14 protein-coding genes are annotated in these 14,582 nt (G+C 67.5%); 5 read left to right on the top strand and 9 right to left on the bottom strand.

What is annotated here, in order from left to right; genetic code table 11:
* The first annotated feature begins 38 nt into the window (after nucleotides 1-38).
* The 4 genes from GGR25_RS14175 to GGR25_RS14190 are packed head-to-tail and all read left to right on the top strand — an operon-like array spanning nucleotide 39 to nucleotide 3,347.
* On the top strand, nucleotides 39-755 hold the full coding sequence (locus GGR25_RS14175; protein WP_183399419.1) for an ABC transporter ATP-binding protein: 717 nt from the start codon (nucleotides 39-41) through the stop codon (nucleotides 753-755).
* Entirely contained in the window at nucleotides 752-1,468 is a 717-nt protein-coding gene (locus tag GGR25_RS14180; protein WP_183399420.1) for an ABC transporter ATP-binding protein, read from the top strand. Before GGR25_RS14175 ends, GGR25_RS14180 begins: the two co-directional genes overlap by 4 nt.
* Nucleotides 1,465-2,331: a branched-chain amino acid ABC transporter permease gene (locus GGR25_RS14185; RefSeq protein WP_183399421.1), complete on the top strand. Its 867-nt coding sequence runs from the start codon at nucleotides 1,465-1,467 to the stop codon at nucleotides 2,329-2,331. Before GGR25_RS14180 ends, GGR25_RS14185 begins: the two co-directional genes overlap by 4 nt.
* Nucleotides 2,332-2,333: 2 nt before the next feature.
* Nucleotides 2,334-3,347 (top strand): branched-chain amino acid ABC transporter permease, encoded by a 1,014-nt coding sequence (locus GGR25_RS14190; protein ID WP_380146898.1) that lies wholly within the window; start codon nucleotides 2,334-2,336, stop codon nucleotides 3,345-3,347.
* Between the two features lie 27 nt (nucleotides 3,348-3,374).
* Here the strand turns inward: GGR25_RS14190 and GGR25_RS14195 are convergent, their stop codons facing one another.
* The 9 genes from GGR25_RS14195 to GGR25_RS14235 form a co-directional block, all read right to left on the bottom strand.
* Nucleotides 3,375-4,340 carry a sugar-binding domain-containing protein gene (locus GGR25_RS14195; RefSeq protein ID WP_183399423.1) on the bottom strand — a complete coding sequence of 322 codons (966 nt, stop codon included), beginning with the start codon at nucleotides 4,338-4,340 and terminating at the stop codon, nucleotides 3,375-3,377.
* A 14-nt stretch (nucleotides 4,341-4,354) separates the two neighbouring features.
* A complete protein-coding gene (locus GGR25_RS14200; protein WP_183399424.1) occupies nucleotides 4,355-5,125 on the bottom strand; it encodes an alpha/beta fold hydrolase in 771 nt (256 codons plus the stop codon).
* A 3-nt stretch (nucleotides 5,126-5,128) separates the two neighbouring features.
* Nucleotides 5,129-5,368: a biotin/lipoyl-containing protein gene (locus GGR25_RS14205; protein WP_183399426.1), complete on the bottom strand. Its 240-nt coding sequence runs from the start codon at nucleotides 5,366-5,368 to the stop codon at nucleotides 5,129-5,131.
* Nucleotides 5,369-5,409: 41 nt separating this feature from the next.
* Nucleotides 5,410-7,869 (bottom strand): alpha-ketoacid dehydrogenase subunit alpha/beta, encoded by a 2,460-nt coding sequence (locus tag GGR25_RS14210; protein ID WP_183399427.1) that lies wholly within the window; start codon nucleotides 7,867-7,869, stop codon nucleotides 5,410-5,412.
* A 198-nt stretch (nucleotides 7,870-8,067) separates the two neighbouring features.
* Complete coding sequence (locus tag GGR25_RS14215; RefSeq protein WP_183399429.1) at nucleotides 8,068-8,892, bottom strand: carbohydrate ABC transporter permease; 825 nt, start codon at nucleotides 8,890-8,892, stop codon at nucleotides 8,068-8,070.
* Nucleotides 8,889-9,848 (bottom strand): carbohydrate ABC transporter permease, encoded by a 960-nt coding sequence (locus GGR25_RS14220; protein ID WP_246409662.1) that lies wholly within the window; start codon nucleotides 9,846-9,848, stop codon nucleotides 8,889-8,891. Before GGR25_RS14220 ends, GGR25_RS14215 begins: the two co-directional genes overlap by 4 nt.
* Entirely contained in the window at nucleotides 9,845-11,143 is a 1,299-nt protein-coding gene (locus GGR25_RS14225; RefSeq protein ID WP_210299930.1) for an ABC transporter substrate-binding protein, read from the bottom strand. The genes GGR25_RS14220 and GGR25_RS14225 overlap by 4 nt, the downstream gene beginning before the upstream one ends.
* 100 nt (nucleotides 11,144-11,243) lie before the next feature.
* A complete protein-coding gene (locus tag GGR25_RS14230) occupies nucleotides 11,244-12,410 on the bottom strand; it encodes a serine hydrolase domain-containing protein (protein ID WP_183399430.1) in 1,167 nt (388 codons plus the stop codon).
* The gene (locus GGR25_RS14235; protein WP_183399432.1) at nucleotides 12,407-13,363 is read right to left on the bottom strand and encodes a glycoside hydrolase family protein; all 957 of its coding nucleotides are present in this window, start codon (nucleotides 13,361-13,363) and stop codon (nucleotides 12,407-12,409) included. The genes GGR25_RS14230 and GGR25_RS14235 overlap by 4 nt, the downstream gene beginning before the upstream one ends.
* A gap of 129 nt (nucleotides 13,364-13,492) precedes the next feature.
* Between GGR25_RS14235 and GGR25_RS14240 the strand changes: the two genes are divergently transcribed.
* Complete coding sequence (locus tag GGR25_RS14240; protein ID WP_183399434.1) at nucleotides 13,493-14,566, top strand: LacI family DNA-binding transcriptional regulator; 1,074 nt, start codon at nucleotides 13,493-13,495, stop codon at nucleotides 14,564-14,566.
* Nucleotides 14,567-14,582: the final 16 nt, after the last annotated feature.

Genomic DNA, 14,582 nt, shown 5'->3' on the forward strand with positions numbered 1-14,582 from the left:
GGCCGGCGGCCCCGCCAGCGCGTGCCGGGGAGGGAACCATGCTTCTCGAAGCGACCGGACTTGGAAAGAGCTACGGCGCATTGAAGGTGGTCGACGACGTTTCGATCGCCGTCGATGCGGGCGATGCGCTCGGCATCATCGGTCCGAACGGCGCCGGCAAGTCGACGCTGTTCAACCTGATCGCCGGGTCCGTCCGCCCGAACCGCGGCACGATCCGCCTCGCCGGGCGGGACATCACGGCGCTTTCGGCTGCCGCGCGCTGCCGCGCCGGCATCGGCCGCAGCTTCCAGATCCCGCGTCCCTGGGTCGGGCTCACCGTCTATGAGAACCTCCTGGTCGCCGCGGAATTCGGTGCCGGCGAGGCGGCAGCCATGGCCGGCAGCGACTGCCTCGCCATTCTCGACCGGCTTGGGCTCGGCCATCTCGCCGACGTGCCCGCCGGCCGCCTGCGCCTTCTGGAGCGCAAGCGCCTCGAACTCGCACGCGGCCTCGCGACCCGGCCGCGCGTCCTGCTGCTGGACGAGATCGCCGGCGGCCTGACCGATCTCGAATGCGAGAGCCTGATCGAGGCGATCCGGGGCATTCGGAAAGAGGGCGTCGCCATCATCTGGATCGAGCATGTCGTCCACGCGCTCTTCGCCGTCGTCGATCGCCTGGCGGTGATCTCGTTCGGCGCCAAGATCGCCGAAGGAGATCCCCAGGAGGTCTTCGCGAGTCGGCAGGTGCAGGAAATCTATCTCGGAGTTCCGGCATGACGAACCTCCTCTCGGTGCGGAACCTCGACGCGTTCTACGGTGATTTCCAGGCGCTGTTCGGTGTCGATCTCGATGTCGAGGCGGGCGAGGTCGTCGCGCTGGTCGGCGCGAACGGCGCCGGCAAGTCGACCTTCCTCGCCAGCGTCACCGGTCTTCTGCCGACCCGGCCGGGCTCGATCCTGCTGCGCGGCGCCAATATCGCCGGCGAGCCGGCCTTCCGGATCGCCCGTGCGGGCGTCGCCATGTCGCCCGAGGGGCGCCGGCTCTTCGCCTCGCTGTCGGTCGAGGAGAATCTGCGCCTCGGCGCCACGGGCGGGCGCAAGGGGCACTGGTCGCTGGAGAAGGTGCAGGCCCTGTTCCCCATCCTCAAGGAGAAGCGCCGTCAGGGCGCGAGCGAACTCTCCGGCGGTCAGCAGCAGGCCGTCGCGATCGGGCGTGCCCTCATGGCCAATCCCGACCTCCTCCTGCTGGACGAGGTCAGCCTCGGCCTCGCGCCCGTCGTTGTCCGCGACATCTATGAAAGCCTGCCTGCTATCCGCGCCGCGGGAACGGCGGTGATCGTCGTCGAGCAGGATATCGGCCGCGCGACGGAGATCTCGGACCGCCTCTACTGCCTGCAGGAGGGACGCGTGAATCTCACCGGCCGATCCCGGCAGCTGACGCGCGACCAGATCGGTGCCGCCTATTTCGGACGCGCGAGGTCCGCCGCATGACCGACCTGCTTAACGCCATCCTGCAGGGCGTCCTCCTCGGCGGGCTCTATGCGCTCTTCGCCGCCGGCCTCTCGCTGATGTTCGGCGTCATGCGCTTCGTCAATCTGGCGCATGGCGACTTCATCGTGGCCGCGGCGTTCGGGGCGCTGCTGCTGGTCGACATGCTCGGCCTGCCGCCGCTTCTCGCCGTGGTGATCCTCGTGCCGGCCTTCGCCGCCTTCGGCTATCTCGGCCAGCGCCTGGTGCTGAACCGCGTCATGGGCCGCGACATCATGCCGGGCATCCTGCTCACCTTCGGCTTCTCGGTCATGCTGCAGAACCTGATGCTCGAAGGCTTCAGCGCCAATTCGCGCCGGCTCAATGCGGGCTGGCTCGACACCGCTTCGCTGCCCCTCGGCCCGTTCCAGATCGGCTTCGTGCCGCTGCTCATGTTCACGACGGCGCTCCTCGTGCTGGGCGGGCTCGGCCTGTTCATGTCGCAGACCAATACCGGCCGCCTGATGCGCGCGACCTCCGACGACGCGCAGATCGTCGGGCTGATGGGCGCCGACCGGCGGCATCTCTTCGCGATCGCGACCGCGATCGCCTCGGGCGTCGTCGCGCTGGCCGGGGTGCTGATGGCGATCAAGACCAATTTCGATCCGTCCTCCGGCTCGATCCGCCTGCTCTTCGCCTTCGAGGCGGTGATCATGGGCGGGCTCGGATCGCTCTGGGGAACGCTGGCCGGCGGCATCATCCTCGGCGTCGCGCAGGGCCTCGGCGCGGCGATCGATCCGGGCTACCAGATCCTCGCCGGCCACGTCGTCTTCCTGATCATCCTCGTCCTGCGTCCGCAGGGCCTCTTTCCGAGGCAGCGCCCATGACCATGACCGTCGCCATGCCCGGCCGCCTGCCACGCAGCGTCATGCCGGTGCGCCTCGCCATTCTCGCTGCCGTGGTTCTGGCGATGGCGAGCGTTCCGCTCTGGGCCTCGGGCGGTTCGCAGCGGCTGCTGGTCGAGTTCATGACCTATGTCGCGCTCGCGCAGCTCTGGAACCTGATGGCGGGCTATGCCGGACTGATCTCGATCGGCCAGCAGGCCTTTGTCGGGCTCGGCGGCTATACCCTGTTCTCGCTCGCCATTCTCGCCGGCGTCCCGCCGCTCCTCGCCCTGCCGGTCGCGGGGTTCGTCGCGGCTATCGTCGCCTGGCCGACGGCCCTGGTCGCCTTCCGCCTGTCGGGACCCTATTTCGCCATCGGCACCTGGGTGATCGCGGAGGTCTACCGCCTCGGCTTCGCGCAGGTCGGGGCGCTCGGCGGCGGCTCGGGGATTTCGCTCCCGGTCGGCCTCGTCAAGACGATCTCGGCCGATCGCGGCACGCGCGACAGCATCATCTACTGGATCACGCTCGCCGCCTGCGTCGCCGTGATCGGCTGCATCTGGGCGCTGATGCGCTCGCGCCTCGGTCTCGGGCTCGCCGCGATCCGCGACGACGAGGTCGCGGCCGAGAGTGCCGGCGTCGTCACGCGTCGGCTCAAGCTGCAGGTCTATGTCATCTGCGCCGGCGTTACAGGCTTTCTCGGCGCACTGATCTTCCTGCAGAAGCTCCGGATTTCGCCAGAGGTCGCCTTCAGCGTCAATGACTGGACGGTGCTGGTGATCTTCATGGTCGTCATCGGCGGCATTGGCAGCATCGAGGGGCCACTGATCGGCTGCCTGCTGTTCTTCGTCCTGCGCGAGCAGTTCTCGGATTGGGGCAGCTGGTACATGGTCGGCCTCGGCGCTCTGTCGGTTGCAACCATGCTGTTCGCGCGGGGCGGACTCTGGAGCCTGATCGCGCCGCGGATCGGCTTCCGCCTCTTCCCGGTCGCCCGCGCCGCACCGCGTCGTCCGTCATAGGAAGGCTGAGCGGCTCGGCCTGACCCGTCAGCTGCCGATCAGCGCCTTGGCGGCGGCCTCGTCGGTGATCAGCGTGTTGCAGCCGACGCGCTTGATCGTGGCGCGGATCGGCACTGCGCGATGCGCGCCGCCCGAAGCGAGCACGATATGCCGCGCCTTGCTCACCGACTCGAGATCGATCGACATGACGCGGTCGTTGAGCGGATGGGCGACCGTCCGCCCTTCGGCGTCGAGGAAGTTGCACATCGTGTCGCAGACGCAGCCGGCGGCCACGAGTTCGTTCAGTTCCTCCGACGAGATCAGCGCGCGCGACAGCGACGTGGCGGAGGCGGCGATGTCGCCGGCGCTGATCACGGCGATGTCGAGGTCCTCGGCGAGGCGATAGAGCCGGTCCAGGCCGCAGCGATCGATGAGATGGCGCTTGGTCTCGACGGAATCGACCAGGAGCGGCGCCAGGAAGAGATAGCATTCGGCGCCGAGCTGGCTCGCCAGACGCCAGGAATATTCGATCGGGTTGGTCTGGTGCGCCTCGAGCACGCCGCCAAGCAGCGAGACGATCCGCACGCCCTCTTTTCGCGAAGGGCGGAAGCTCGCCAGCGAGGCGGTCAGCGTCCGGCCCCAGCCGACACCGATGGTGCAGTGATCGGTGATGGCGTCGGAGAGGAACTGTCCGAGGGCGAGCCCGACCGCCTTTGCGGTGGCTTCCGGCCCCTCGGCGGACGGCACGACGATCGCCTCATCGAGGCCGTAGGCCTTTTCGAGTTTCAGCGCCAGTTCGACGCAGTCGCCGATGCCCTCGTTGATCCAGAGCTGCACCTCGCCGCGCTTCACCGCCTCGTCGAGGATGCGGATGACGGTCGTGCGGCTGACGCCGAGCTTGTCGGCGACCTCCTTCTGCGTGAGGCCCTGATTGTAGTAGAGCCAGGCCGCGCGCAGCCGCGTCGATGCGGTTTCCGAAAGCGCCGTCTGGGTTCCGCGTCTGAGCTTTGCCACGAGCGTCCCCGCTTTCAGGAATGGGCCGCCAGGAAGGCCTTGAGCCAGCCATTGACCGATTTGAAGTCCTCGATCTGCGGCATGTGGCCGGCGGCGGCCACGATGTGCTGCGCGCCGCCGAAGGCCGCGAGCTTGTCGGGATCGAGCGGGTTGATCGTGTCGGCTGCGCCCCAGATCGTCAGGCGGGGAATGTCGCTCTTCCCGACCGCGGCGACCGCGTCCGCCAGATCGGTCTCGATGGCGCGCAGCGCCAGAGCCGCCGAGGCGAGCGCCGCGCGCCGGCCGGGCTTCTCCAGATGCTTCAGCACATGCGCCACCATCGGCGGATTGATGAGGCGGGGTCTGGTGACGAGCCGCTGAAGCAAGGCGAGCGCGTCGTCGGCATCGCGCAATTGGGGGAAGAGCTCGAGGAAGTCGCCATCGACGCCTTGGCCGAGGCCGGCCGGCGCGATCAGGCTGAGCGAGCGGACGCGAGCGGGGGCGCGCGCGGCGATTTCGAGCGCGATCGCGCCGCCGAGCGAATGCCCGACCAGATGAAACGGATCCGGCCCGAGCGGATCGAGCGCGGCGATCACCGCGTCGGCGAGGCCGGCGAGGCTCGTATCGCCCGACAAGGGTTCGGCCTCGCCATGGCCCGGCAGATCGACGGCCGAGATCCGGAACGCGTCGAAGAGATCCGGCGCATTCGCGAGCCAGGACAGGCGATCGGCGCCGAAGCCATGGATCAGGACGACATCGGGCCGGCCGTCCTTGCCGCCGAGCCGATGCAGGACCGCGCTGGTCACGGGCTACTCCGTGCTGATGATGGCGAGCGTGGCGCCGATTTCGGCGAGATCGCCTTCCGGCACCACGATCTCCTTGATCGTGCCGCTGGCGGGCGCTTCGATCTCCATGCTGAGCTTGGTGGTCGTGACGACGAGGATCTGCTCGCCTTCGGTCACGGCGTCGCCAACAGCCTTCAGCCATTCGGTCAGCTCGGCCTCGGTCGTTTCATTGCCGAGCTGTGGCATCAGCAGCGGAATGTCCATGGTCTTCTCCAGTGATCGATGAGAATGCGACGCGCCCCCCGCTAGAGGGCGCGTCGTGCCAGGTCGAGATCGTTCCAGTCGCGCACGCCGCGACGGTTGGAGCGCTTCTCGGGGAAGAACTCGCCCGTCACGACGTCGAGAATATCCTCGACCTGTGGGAAATAGGTCGTCTCCATCTCGGCGCCCGGTACGATCCAGTTGGGCGACCCGAGCACGCGCGGCGCCGCCTTCAGATCGCCGAAGGCGAAGCGCGCAATGTTGGCCGACAGCGTCATGGCGAAGCTGCCGCGTTCCGAGGCCTCGCTCACCAGCAGGATGCGGCCCGTCTTCTTCACCGATTCCAGCACCGTGTCATAGTTGAACGGCACCAGCGAGCGCGCATCGATGATCTCGGCGGAGAGGCCGTGATGCGTCTCCAGCTGTTCCGCGGCGGCGATGGCCGAATAGAGCGAGGGACCGATGGTAAGGATCGTGACATCCGAGCCGACCCGCTTGATGTCCGGCTCCCCCATGGGAATGCGGTAATAGTCGGTCGGCACGCCCTCGGTGCGGAACTGCTCGACGACGTCATAGAGCCGCTGGCTCTCGAAGAACACGACGGGATCCTCGCTCGACAGCGCCGAGGCAAGCAGTCCCTTCGCGTCATAGGGCGTCGCCGGATAGAGCACCTTGAGGCCCGGAATATGCGCGACGAGGGCGGACCAGTCCTGCGAATGCTGCGCGCCATATTTGCTGCCGATCGAGCAGCGCAGCACGACGGGAACCTTGAGCGCGCCGGCGGACATGGACTGCCACTTGGCCATCTGGTTGAAGATCTCGTCGCCGGCCCGGCCGATGAAATCGCCATACATCAGTTCGACCAGCGAGCGACCGCCTTCGAGCGCATGACCGACTGCGGTGGCGACGATCGCCGCCTCGGAGATCGGGGAGTTGAACAGCCGGTCATAGGGCAGGATATCGGACAGGCCGCGATAGACGCCGAAGGCGCCGCCCCATTCGCGGCACTCCTCGCCATAGGCGATGAGGCTGGGGTCGTTGACCATGTGATGCAGCACGGATTCGAACAGCCCGTCGCGCAGCGTGATGGCGCGCATCGCCGAGAGCTTTTCGCCGCTTTCCGACAGTCCGAACCGCGCCTTCTTGGCGTTCTGGCGGATGCGGGCCGAGGTCTCCGGCGCCGCCAGGAGGGGTGCGGGCGTCTCGGGAACCGGGATTTCCGCATTGCTGAACATCAGCCGGCCAATGAGGGTCGGATCGGCGCGGACATCGACGATCGGCGCGGCCGCCGGGTCCACCGCCGCGCTGGTGATCGCCTTGATCTGGGCGGCCACGGTGTCACGCATTGCGGCGAGACTGTCCTCGGTCAGCACGCCTTCATCGAGCAGCGCGCGCTCGAACAGGACGATCGGGTCATGCGCCTCCCAGAGCTGCATTTCCTCGCGCGAGCGATAAACATTGGTATCGGTCGTGGAATGGCCGCTGATGCGGTAGCATTCGACGTCGAGCAGGGCCGGACCCTTGCCTTCGAGCAGCAGGGCGCGCTTGCGTGCCACCGCATCGGCGACGGCCAGCGGGTTGGTGCCGTTCACCGTCTCGGCATGCATCGAGGCGGGGTTGATCGCGGCGCCGATGCGCGACAGGCGATCCCAGCCCATCGTCTCGCCGATCGTCTGGCCGCCCATCGCATAGAAGTTGTTGTTGAAGAAGAAGAGGACAGGCAGGCCGCCCTTCTTGTCGCCCCAGAGCGTGTCCAGCTGCGCCATGGCGGCGAAGTTCATCGCCTCCCAGACAGGTCCGCAGCCCGTCGACCCGTCGCCGCTATTGGCGACCGTGATGCCGCCCGAACCGCTGAGCTTCTTGCGCAGCGCCGCGCCGGTGGCGATGCCGGCCGAGCCGCCGACGATCGCATTGTTCGGGAAGGCGCCGAAGGGCGGGAAGAAGGCATGCATGCTGCCGCCCATGCCGCCATTGAAGCCATTGGCGCGCATGAAGATTTCGGCGAGCAGGCCGAACAGCAGGAAGTTCTCGGCGAGCGCCTTGCCTTCGCCGCCGATATGCTGCTGGACGGATCGCAGCAGGCCGCCATCCTGATGCTCCGCCATGATCGCGTTGAGGGCAGGCTCGTCCAGCTGCGCGATCGTGGAGAGGCCCTTGGCGATGAACTCGCCATGGCTGCGATGGCTGCCGAAGATGTGATCCTCGGGCTTCAGCGCCAGCGCGGCGCCGACGGCGGCGCCTTCCTGGCCGATCGACAGATGCGCCGGCCCCTTATAGTTGAAGGAGATGCCCGCATAGCTGCCGGTCGCCTTGAACGAGGCCAGCATGCTCTCGAAGGCGCGGATGATCAGCATATGCCGCAGGATCTCGCGCAGCGCCGCATCGCCGCGCCGCGCCCGCTCCTCCGCGAAGGGCGTCGCATAGGCGTTGACCGGAATCTCCGCGAAGGCGAGCGTCGCCTTCTGCCGCATGAGATCGGGATCGACGATGATTTCCTTGGGCATGCGCGTCTCCGAAAGCCCTCTGGCTCGGCGCGCCCGCACGGCGCCGGATCAAGCCAGCAGGCGTCTTCCTGCTTCTTTTCCGGCGCAGCTAATCATCGGCTGCGACATATGTCAATTTTCCTGTACAAAAGTTCATAGGCGCCTGATGAGGCCGCGAGGCGGGTCCCTGCCTCATGCGATGCGGGCTTAACGGTCGCCTCAGCCCTTGACCGAGCCTTGCAGCAGGGCGGCGACGAACTGGCGCTGGAAGATCAGGAACAGGAGCACGGTCGGCGTCAGGATCAGCAGCGCGCCGGCGCAGAGCAGCGGCACGTCGGTGCCCCACTGGCCCTGGAAGGCGCCGAGCGCCCCGGCCATCGTCCGCTGCTCGGGATCCTGGACGAGCACCACCGGCAGCAGGAACTGGTTCCAGGTCCACAGGAACAGGAGGATCGACAGCGACATGATCGCGGGACGGGCGATCGGCACCTGGATCAGCCAGAACTGCTTCCATTCCGACGCGCCGTCGACCTCGGCCGCCTCGCCGAGCTCGGACGGCACGTTCAGGAAATGCGCGCGCATCCAATAGACCGAGAAGGGCATGAACAGGCCGATCAGCGGCAGGATCAACGCCATGCGCGTATTGAGGATGCCGAGCGCCTTGACCTCGTAGTAGAGCGGGGTGATCACCGCCTCGAAGGGGAGGGTTAGGCCGAGCACGAAGACGAGATAGAGCCACTTGCCGCGGCCCTTGTCGATCCGCGACAGGCCAAACCCCGCCATGGTCGCGATCAGCACGGACACGGGAACGACGCCGAGCACGATCAGCGAGCTCGACCACAGCAGCTTCGTCATGTTGGCGAGTTCGAACGCGCGGACGAAATTGCCCCATTGCGGGTCGGACGGCCATTGCAGCCCGGCCGGATAGGTACCCGAAGGCGCGAGCGCCGCGGAGAACATGCTGAGGAACGGCAGCAGAGTCACCGCCATCAGGGCGATGAGCATGAGGCGCGCGAGCAGGGCGTTGGTGCGGGCTTCGATCATCGCTTCGGCCGGGCAAACCACTGGACGGGGAGGATGCAGAGGAGGACGAGCACCATCAGCACGATCGCCAGCGCCGAGGCGAGGCCGACCTGGCGATGCGCGAAGGCGAGGCGGTAGATCTCGAGGCCGGGAACCATGGTCGAGATGCCGGGCCCGCCTGCCGTCGCGATATAGACGATGTCGAAGCTCGCCAGCGCGGCGATGACGGTGACCGTCACGCAGACGCCGATCTCCTGCCTGAGGGCGGGAATGGTGATGTAGATGAGCTCCTGCCATTTGCCGGCGCCGTCGAGTTCGGCCGCCTCATAGATGCTGGTGTCGATCTTGGCGATGCCGGTGACGAGCAGCATGGTGCAGAGACCGAGCAGCACCCAGGCCCCGATCATGCCGACCGCGGGCAGGGCAAAGGTGAAGTCGCCGAGCCAGCCACGCGCGAGCGAGCCGAGGCCGACCGCCGTCAGCAGCTGGTTGACGAGGCCCGTGGAGGCGAACATCCAGCTCCAGGCGATGCCGGCCGCGACCAGCGGGATCACCTGCGGCAGGAACAGCACCGTGCGGGTGACCGTGCCGAAGGTGCCGGACATGTGGCCGCGAATGACCGAGGCGACGGCAAGCCCGAGCGCGATCGGGATCAGCGTGAAATAGAGGATCAGGTTGAATGCGTTGCCGATGATCTGGAGGAGGTCCGGATCGGTCAGCACGATGAGATAGTTCTTGAGGCCGACGAAGCGCAGGCGGCCGATGCCGTCCCAGCGTTGCAGCGAATAGTAGACGGACATGCCGAGCGGCACGAGCACGAACGCCGCATAGAAGACGAGCGCCGGCGCGATGAAGGCGATGGCGACGCGCAGCTTGCGGCGGTCGCGGTCGGTCGGCGCGCGGCGCTTGACGGCAGCTTGCTGCGGCGGGTTTTCGGCCCGCCGCGGCGCATCCCGATCGAGCGGCCTGTCGCTCAACGCGAGAGTTCCTGCTCATATTCCTTCTGCACGGCCTTCAGCAGCCCATCGGCCGTCTGACGGCCGCCGACGAGCTTCTGCAGTTCCGGCGTCCAGCCGGCCGAGAAGATCGCGCCGGTCGCATTGGCGATGAAGTCCATCGCGCCATTCTCCTTGGCGATCACGGAGCCCGCGGCGAGCGTCGCCTCGGTCACCGAGCCGGGCGCCACCGCGGGGATCGGCAGCGAGGCCGGGCCGCCGGGATTCGAGCCGCCGACCTCGACATTGATCTTGCGCGCTTCCGGATCGGTTGCCACCCAGTTCAGGAAGAAGGCAGCGCAATCTGCGTTCGCAGCCTTGGCGCCGATGCCATAGGTGAGCGGCGCGGACATGGCCGCATGCCGGCCACCCGCCTCGGCTGGCGGCATCAGGAAGAAGCCGACCTTGCCGGGCATCTGCTTGTCGAGATTGCCTGATTCCCAGTCGCCATTGAACATGAAGAGGCCGTCGCCCTTCATGAAGCCGCTCATCATCCCGAAATAGTCGATCGCATTGGTGTCGGGCGCGAAATAGCCGGCCTTGACCCAGCCTTCGAGATGCTCCGCCGCCTTGAGATTGGAGGGCGTATCGATGGTGGCGCCGTCCTTCTGGAAGATCCAGTCATTGACCGGCTCCGGCGGGCCATAGGCGCCCATCAGGTCCTGCAGCGGGAAGGCGAGGCCGCCATTGGTCTTGTTGAACTGGATGATCGGCGTGATGCCGGCAGCCTTCGCCTTGGCGAGGAGCGCGTCGAGCTCGGCGAGCGTCGTCGGCGGTGCCGTCATGCCGATCTTGGCGGCGAGCTCCTTGTTGTAGAACACGCCCGTCATCGAATAGTTGAGCCCCATCGCATAGAGCGAGCCGGTGCCGCGCGGGCGGCCTTCGGGTTCGACGCGGAGCTGGATCAGTTGCGAGGCCGGAAACTTGTCCCAGCCGAAATCGGCGTAGTAGCCGTCGAGGTTCTTCAGGAGCTCGTTGGCGACGAGATCGCTCATGCTCGGAAGGCGCACCAGATCGGGCGGCGCGTCGCCGGCCAGGAGGCGCGGCGTGTTCTCCATCAGATTGGCGAACTGGTCTTCCTTGATGTCGAACTTGACGTTCGGAAACTGCTTCGAGAAGGCCTCGGCCAGCTTGCCGGGCAAGGGGAAGCCCGTCTCGAAATAGGCGTTGAGCGTGACCGGGTCTGTGCCGCAGCTCGGTGCGGCCAGCGCCGCCGTCGAGGCTGCAACCGACAGCGCCACTGCCATGCCGGCTGCTTCGAGCGATCTGATGGTCAAGATGAAATCCTCCCTGCCGCAAATCTACATGTGGATCAGCGTGCTAAAAGGATTTAGCACGCAGTATGGCGGCGGGCAAGATTGGCGCCCGCCTCCGGGTTCAGAGCACGCCGCGCAGCGCGTCGATGATCCTCGTCGCGCGGAGATCGCCGGGTCCGATCATCCAGTTCGTCACGAAGGCGAAGCCGAGGCGTGCATCGGGATCGGCGAAGGTCACCTGACCGCCGGCGCCGTCATGGCCGAAGCTGCGCGATGTCAGATAGCGCCGCGCCTCGGAATCGAGCTGGAAGCCCATGCCCCAGCGGGCGTGCGGCGGCGGCTCCGGGAACACGGGCGGACCTTCGGACTGGACCGCCGTCGCCAAAGCGCGCGTGGCGGGATCGAGCAGGCGGACGCCATCCGTCTCCGTCACCGTCGCCGACCAGATGCTGGCCAGCGCATCGGCGGTCGCGATGCCTCCTGCGCCGGGGATCTCCGCGGCCTGGACCCGCGGATCGTTGAAGCCGCCTTCGGGCGTCACCAGTTCCGCCGGCAAGGCGCGGCCGAGCGTCATCGCGCGATAGGTCCAGTTGACGGGCCCATCCAACGGCTTCGCAGCCTCCGTGGCCCAGAGGTCGCGAAGACCCGGGTCGACCTGGAGATGGGCGACGCGGCCCCGCTCGCGCGCCGGCAGCCCGATCCAGGCCGCGACTGACAACGGCGCGGCGATCGTGTCGGCAAAGTAGGCTCCGACGGACTGACCGGCGACGCGGCGAATGAGTTCGCCGGCGAGCCAGCCATGGGTGAGCGCATGATAGGCGTGGCCCGAACCGAGCGGCCAGATCGGCGCCTGCGCGGCGAGACGGCTCACCATGGTCTGCCAGTCGAGAATGTCGTCGAGCGTCGCATCGACATCCGGCGCCGAGAGGCCGGCCTTGTGCGACAGGAGATGCTTGACCAGCACCTCGCCTTTGCCGGCAGCGGCGAATTCCGGCCAATAGCGCGCGACCGGAGCCTCATAGTCGAGGCGGCCTTCCTGGACGAGGCGGGCGGCGAGGATCGAAGCGAGGCCCTTTGTGCAGGAGAAGACGACCGAGGCGGTCGTCTCCTGCCAGGGTGCGCCCGTCCGCTCGTCGGCGATGCCGGCCCAGAGATTGACCACGCGCTCGCCCGCGACGCGGACGGCCAGCCCCGCGCCCATCGTCGGCTGGCCGGCGAAGGCGGCCGCGAAGGCCTCGGCGACCGGCTCGAAGCCGGGCGCGAACTGTCCCTGGATTGAAATCGTCATGCCTCGGCCTCGATCTGCAGCGTTCCATCGCGTTCGACCAGCGGCAGCGGATCGCTGACGCCGCCGGCAAACGCGCCGTCGTCCTGGATATTGTGGAAGGCGAGCAGGACGGGTCGTCCGCTCCGATCCGCGATGATGCGTCCGCTATAGAGCGCCTCCGGCGCGATCAGGCGCGCAGCCGCGATGGGGTAGGGGCCCTCCGCCGCATCGGAAGCGACGCTCCAGATCCCACCCGTCCCGCCGCTTCGGTCACCGGCCAGCTTGGCGCTGTCGCAGGAGAATAGCAGATGCGTCCCGCCGGTGAGCGTCACAACCTGCGGCACTTCGAGATGCGCGAAGCCGGCGCCGATGTCGCTCAGGGGCGGCTGGACCTCCCAGCTTTCGAGATCACGCGAGGTGGCGTGGCCGATGACGCCGCGGTCGAGTTCGTCACCATGGTTGGCCCGCGCCGTCACCAGCATGTGCCAGGTCTGGCCGTCTGCCGACGGGAACACCCAGGGATCGCGCCAGGCTTCCTCCGGCCAGGAGGAAGTCCCCAGCGTCTCATACCAGCGCGGATCGGCGCTGCAGATCGGGCCGGGCGCCTTGGTCCAGTGATAGAGGTCGGGCGACGTCGCGACGCCGACGGTCTCGATATTGGGATGGGCATCCGGCGCGAGGAAGCGCGTGCCGGTATAGAACATCCGCCACAGCCCGTCCGGCCCGCGCACCACCGAACCGGTCCAGGTCGCCGTCTCGTCGAAGGCGCCGGCGTCTCCGGCCTCGAAGATGCGGCCGTGAAAGTCCCAGTCGATGAGGTCCGACGACGTGGCATGGCCGATCCGGGCGTTGCGATGGCGCAGGTCCGGATTGCCCAACGCGCGCGGCGCATGCAGGAAGTACATGTGGAACAGGGCGCCGTCGTCGGCCAGCCAGAAATCCCAGACCCAGTGATCGTCGAGCGAGAAGGCCATCAGCCACCAATATTGCTAAAAGGATTTAGCAAATGATGGCGTGGTCGCTGGTTTGTCAAGCGCGGGCCCGCTCCGCTATGAGGGGCGGTACGCCGCCTTCGGGTTGCGGGTGCAAAGGGGTGGGTTTTCTTGAGCAAGAAGCGCGTCACGCTCGCCGATGTGGCCCGATTGGCCGGGCTGTCGCCGACGGCCGCGTCGATGATCCTGACGGGCCGGCCCGATACGCGCCTTTCGGCCGAGGCCCATGCCCGCGTCCATGCCGCCGCGCTGGAACTCGGTTACCGGCCCAATCTCGCGGCGCGCGCGCTGCGCACCGACAAGACGCGGACGATCGCCTTCATTTCCGACGTCGTCGCGACAACGCGCTTCGCCAACGGCCTCATTCGCGGCACGCTGGAGGCCGCCGACGCGGCGGGCCATGTCGTGCTCGTGCTGGAGACCGGCGGGGAGCCGGCGCGTGAGGTTCAGGCGATCGAGGCGGCGCTCGACCGGCAGGTCGACGGCTTCATCTTCGCCGCGATGCGCGCGCGCGAAGTCTTCGTGCCGGCGCTTCCGGCGGCGACCCGCGTGGTGATGCTGAACGCGACCAGCCGGCATCATCCGGTCTGCATCCTTCCCGACGAGTTCGAGGCCGGCGGCGCGGCCGTGCGTCTGCTGCACGACGCCGGCATCCGCGACGGCATCGCGCTCATCGGCCACAATCAGATGGTCGAGCAGGGCCTCTTTCGCTCCGAGACCGTGTCGCGCCGTCTTTCCGGCATCCGGACCGAGATGGCCCGCTTCGGCCTCGACTTCGTTGCCGAGGAGAGCTGCTGGAACTGGGAAGCGCGCAATGGCTATGAGCTGGTCTGCGGGCTGCTCGAGCGCAAGGTGCCGCTGACGGCGCTGCTTTGCCTCAATGACCGACTGGCCTTCGGCGCCTATCAGGCTCTCGGCGAGGCCGGACTGCGCATCCCCGCCGACATGTCGGTGGTCTCGTTCGACAATGACGAACTCGCCGCCGACCTCCGTCCGGGGCTCACGACCTTCGCCCTGCCGCACGAAGAAATGGGCCGCGAGGCGGTGCGACTGCTGCTCGCGCCCAAGTCCGAACTCGGCGAACACCTCATCCCGATGACCGCTACGATCCGCCAGTCCATTGCGATTATCGGCGAGGGCAGGGGTCTCGTGACCGAGATGCCGAGGCCGTCGCGGTCAAACTGAACGTCGCGCCGCCCTC

This window comes from Kaistia hirudinis (genome assembly GCF_014196455.1).
GTDB classification, from domain to species: domain Bacteria; phylum Pseudomonadota; class Alphaproteobacteria; order Rhizobiales; family Kaistiaceae; genus Kaistia; species Kaistia hirudinis.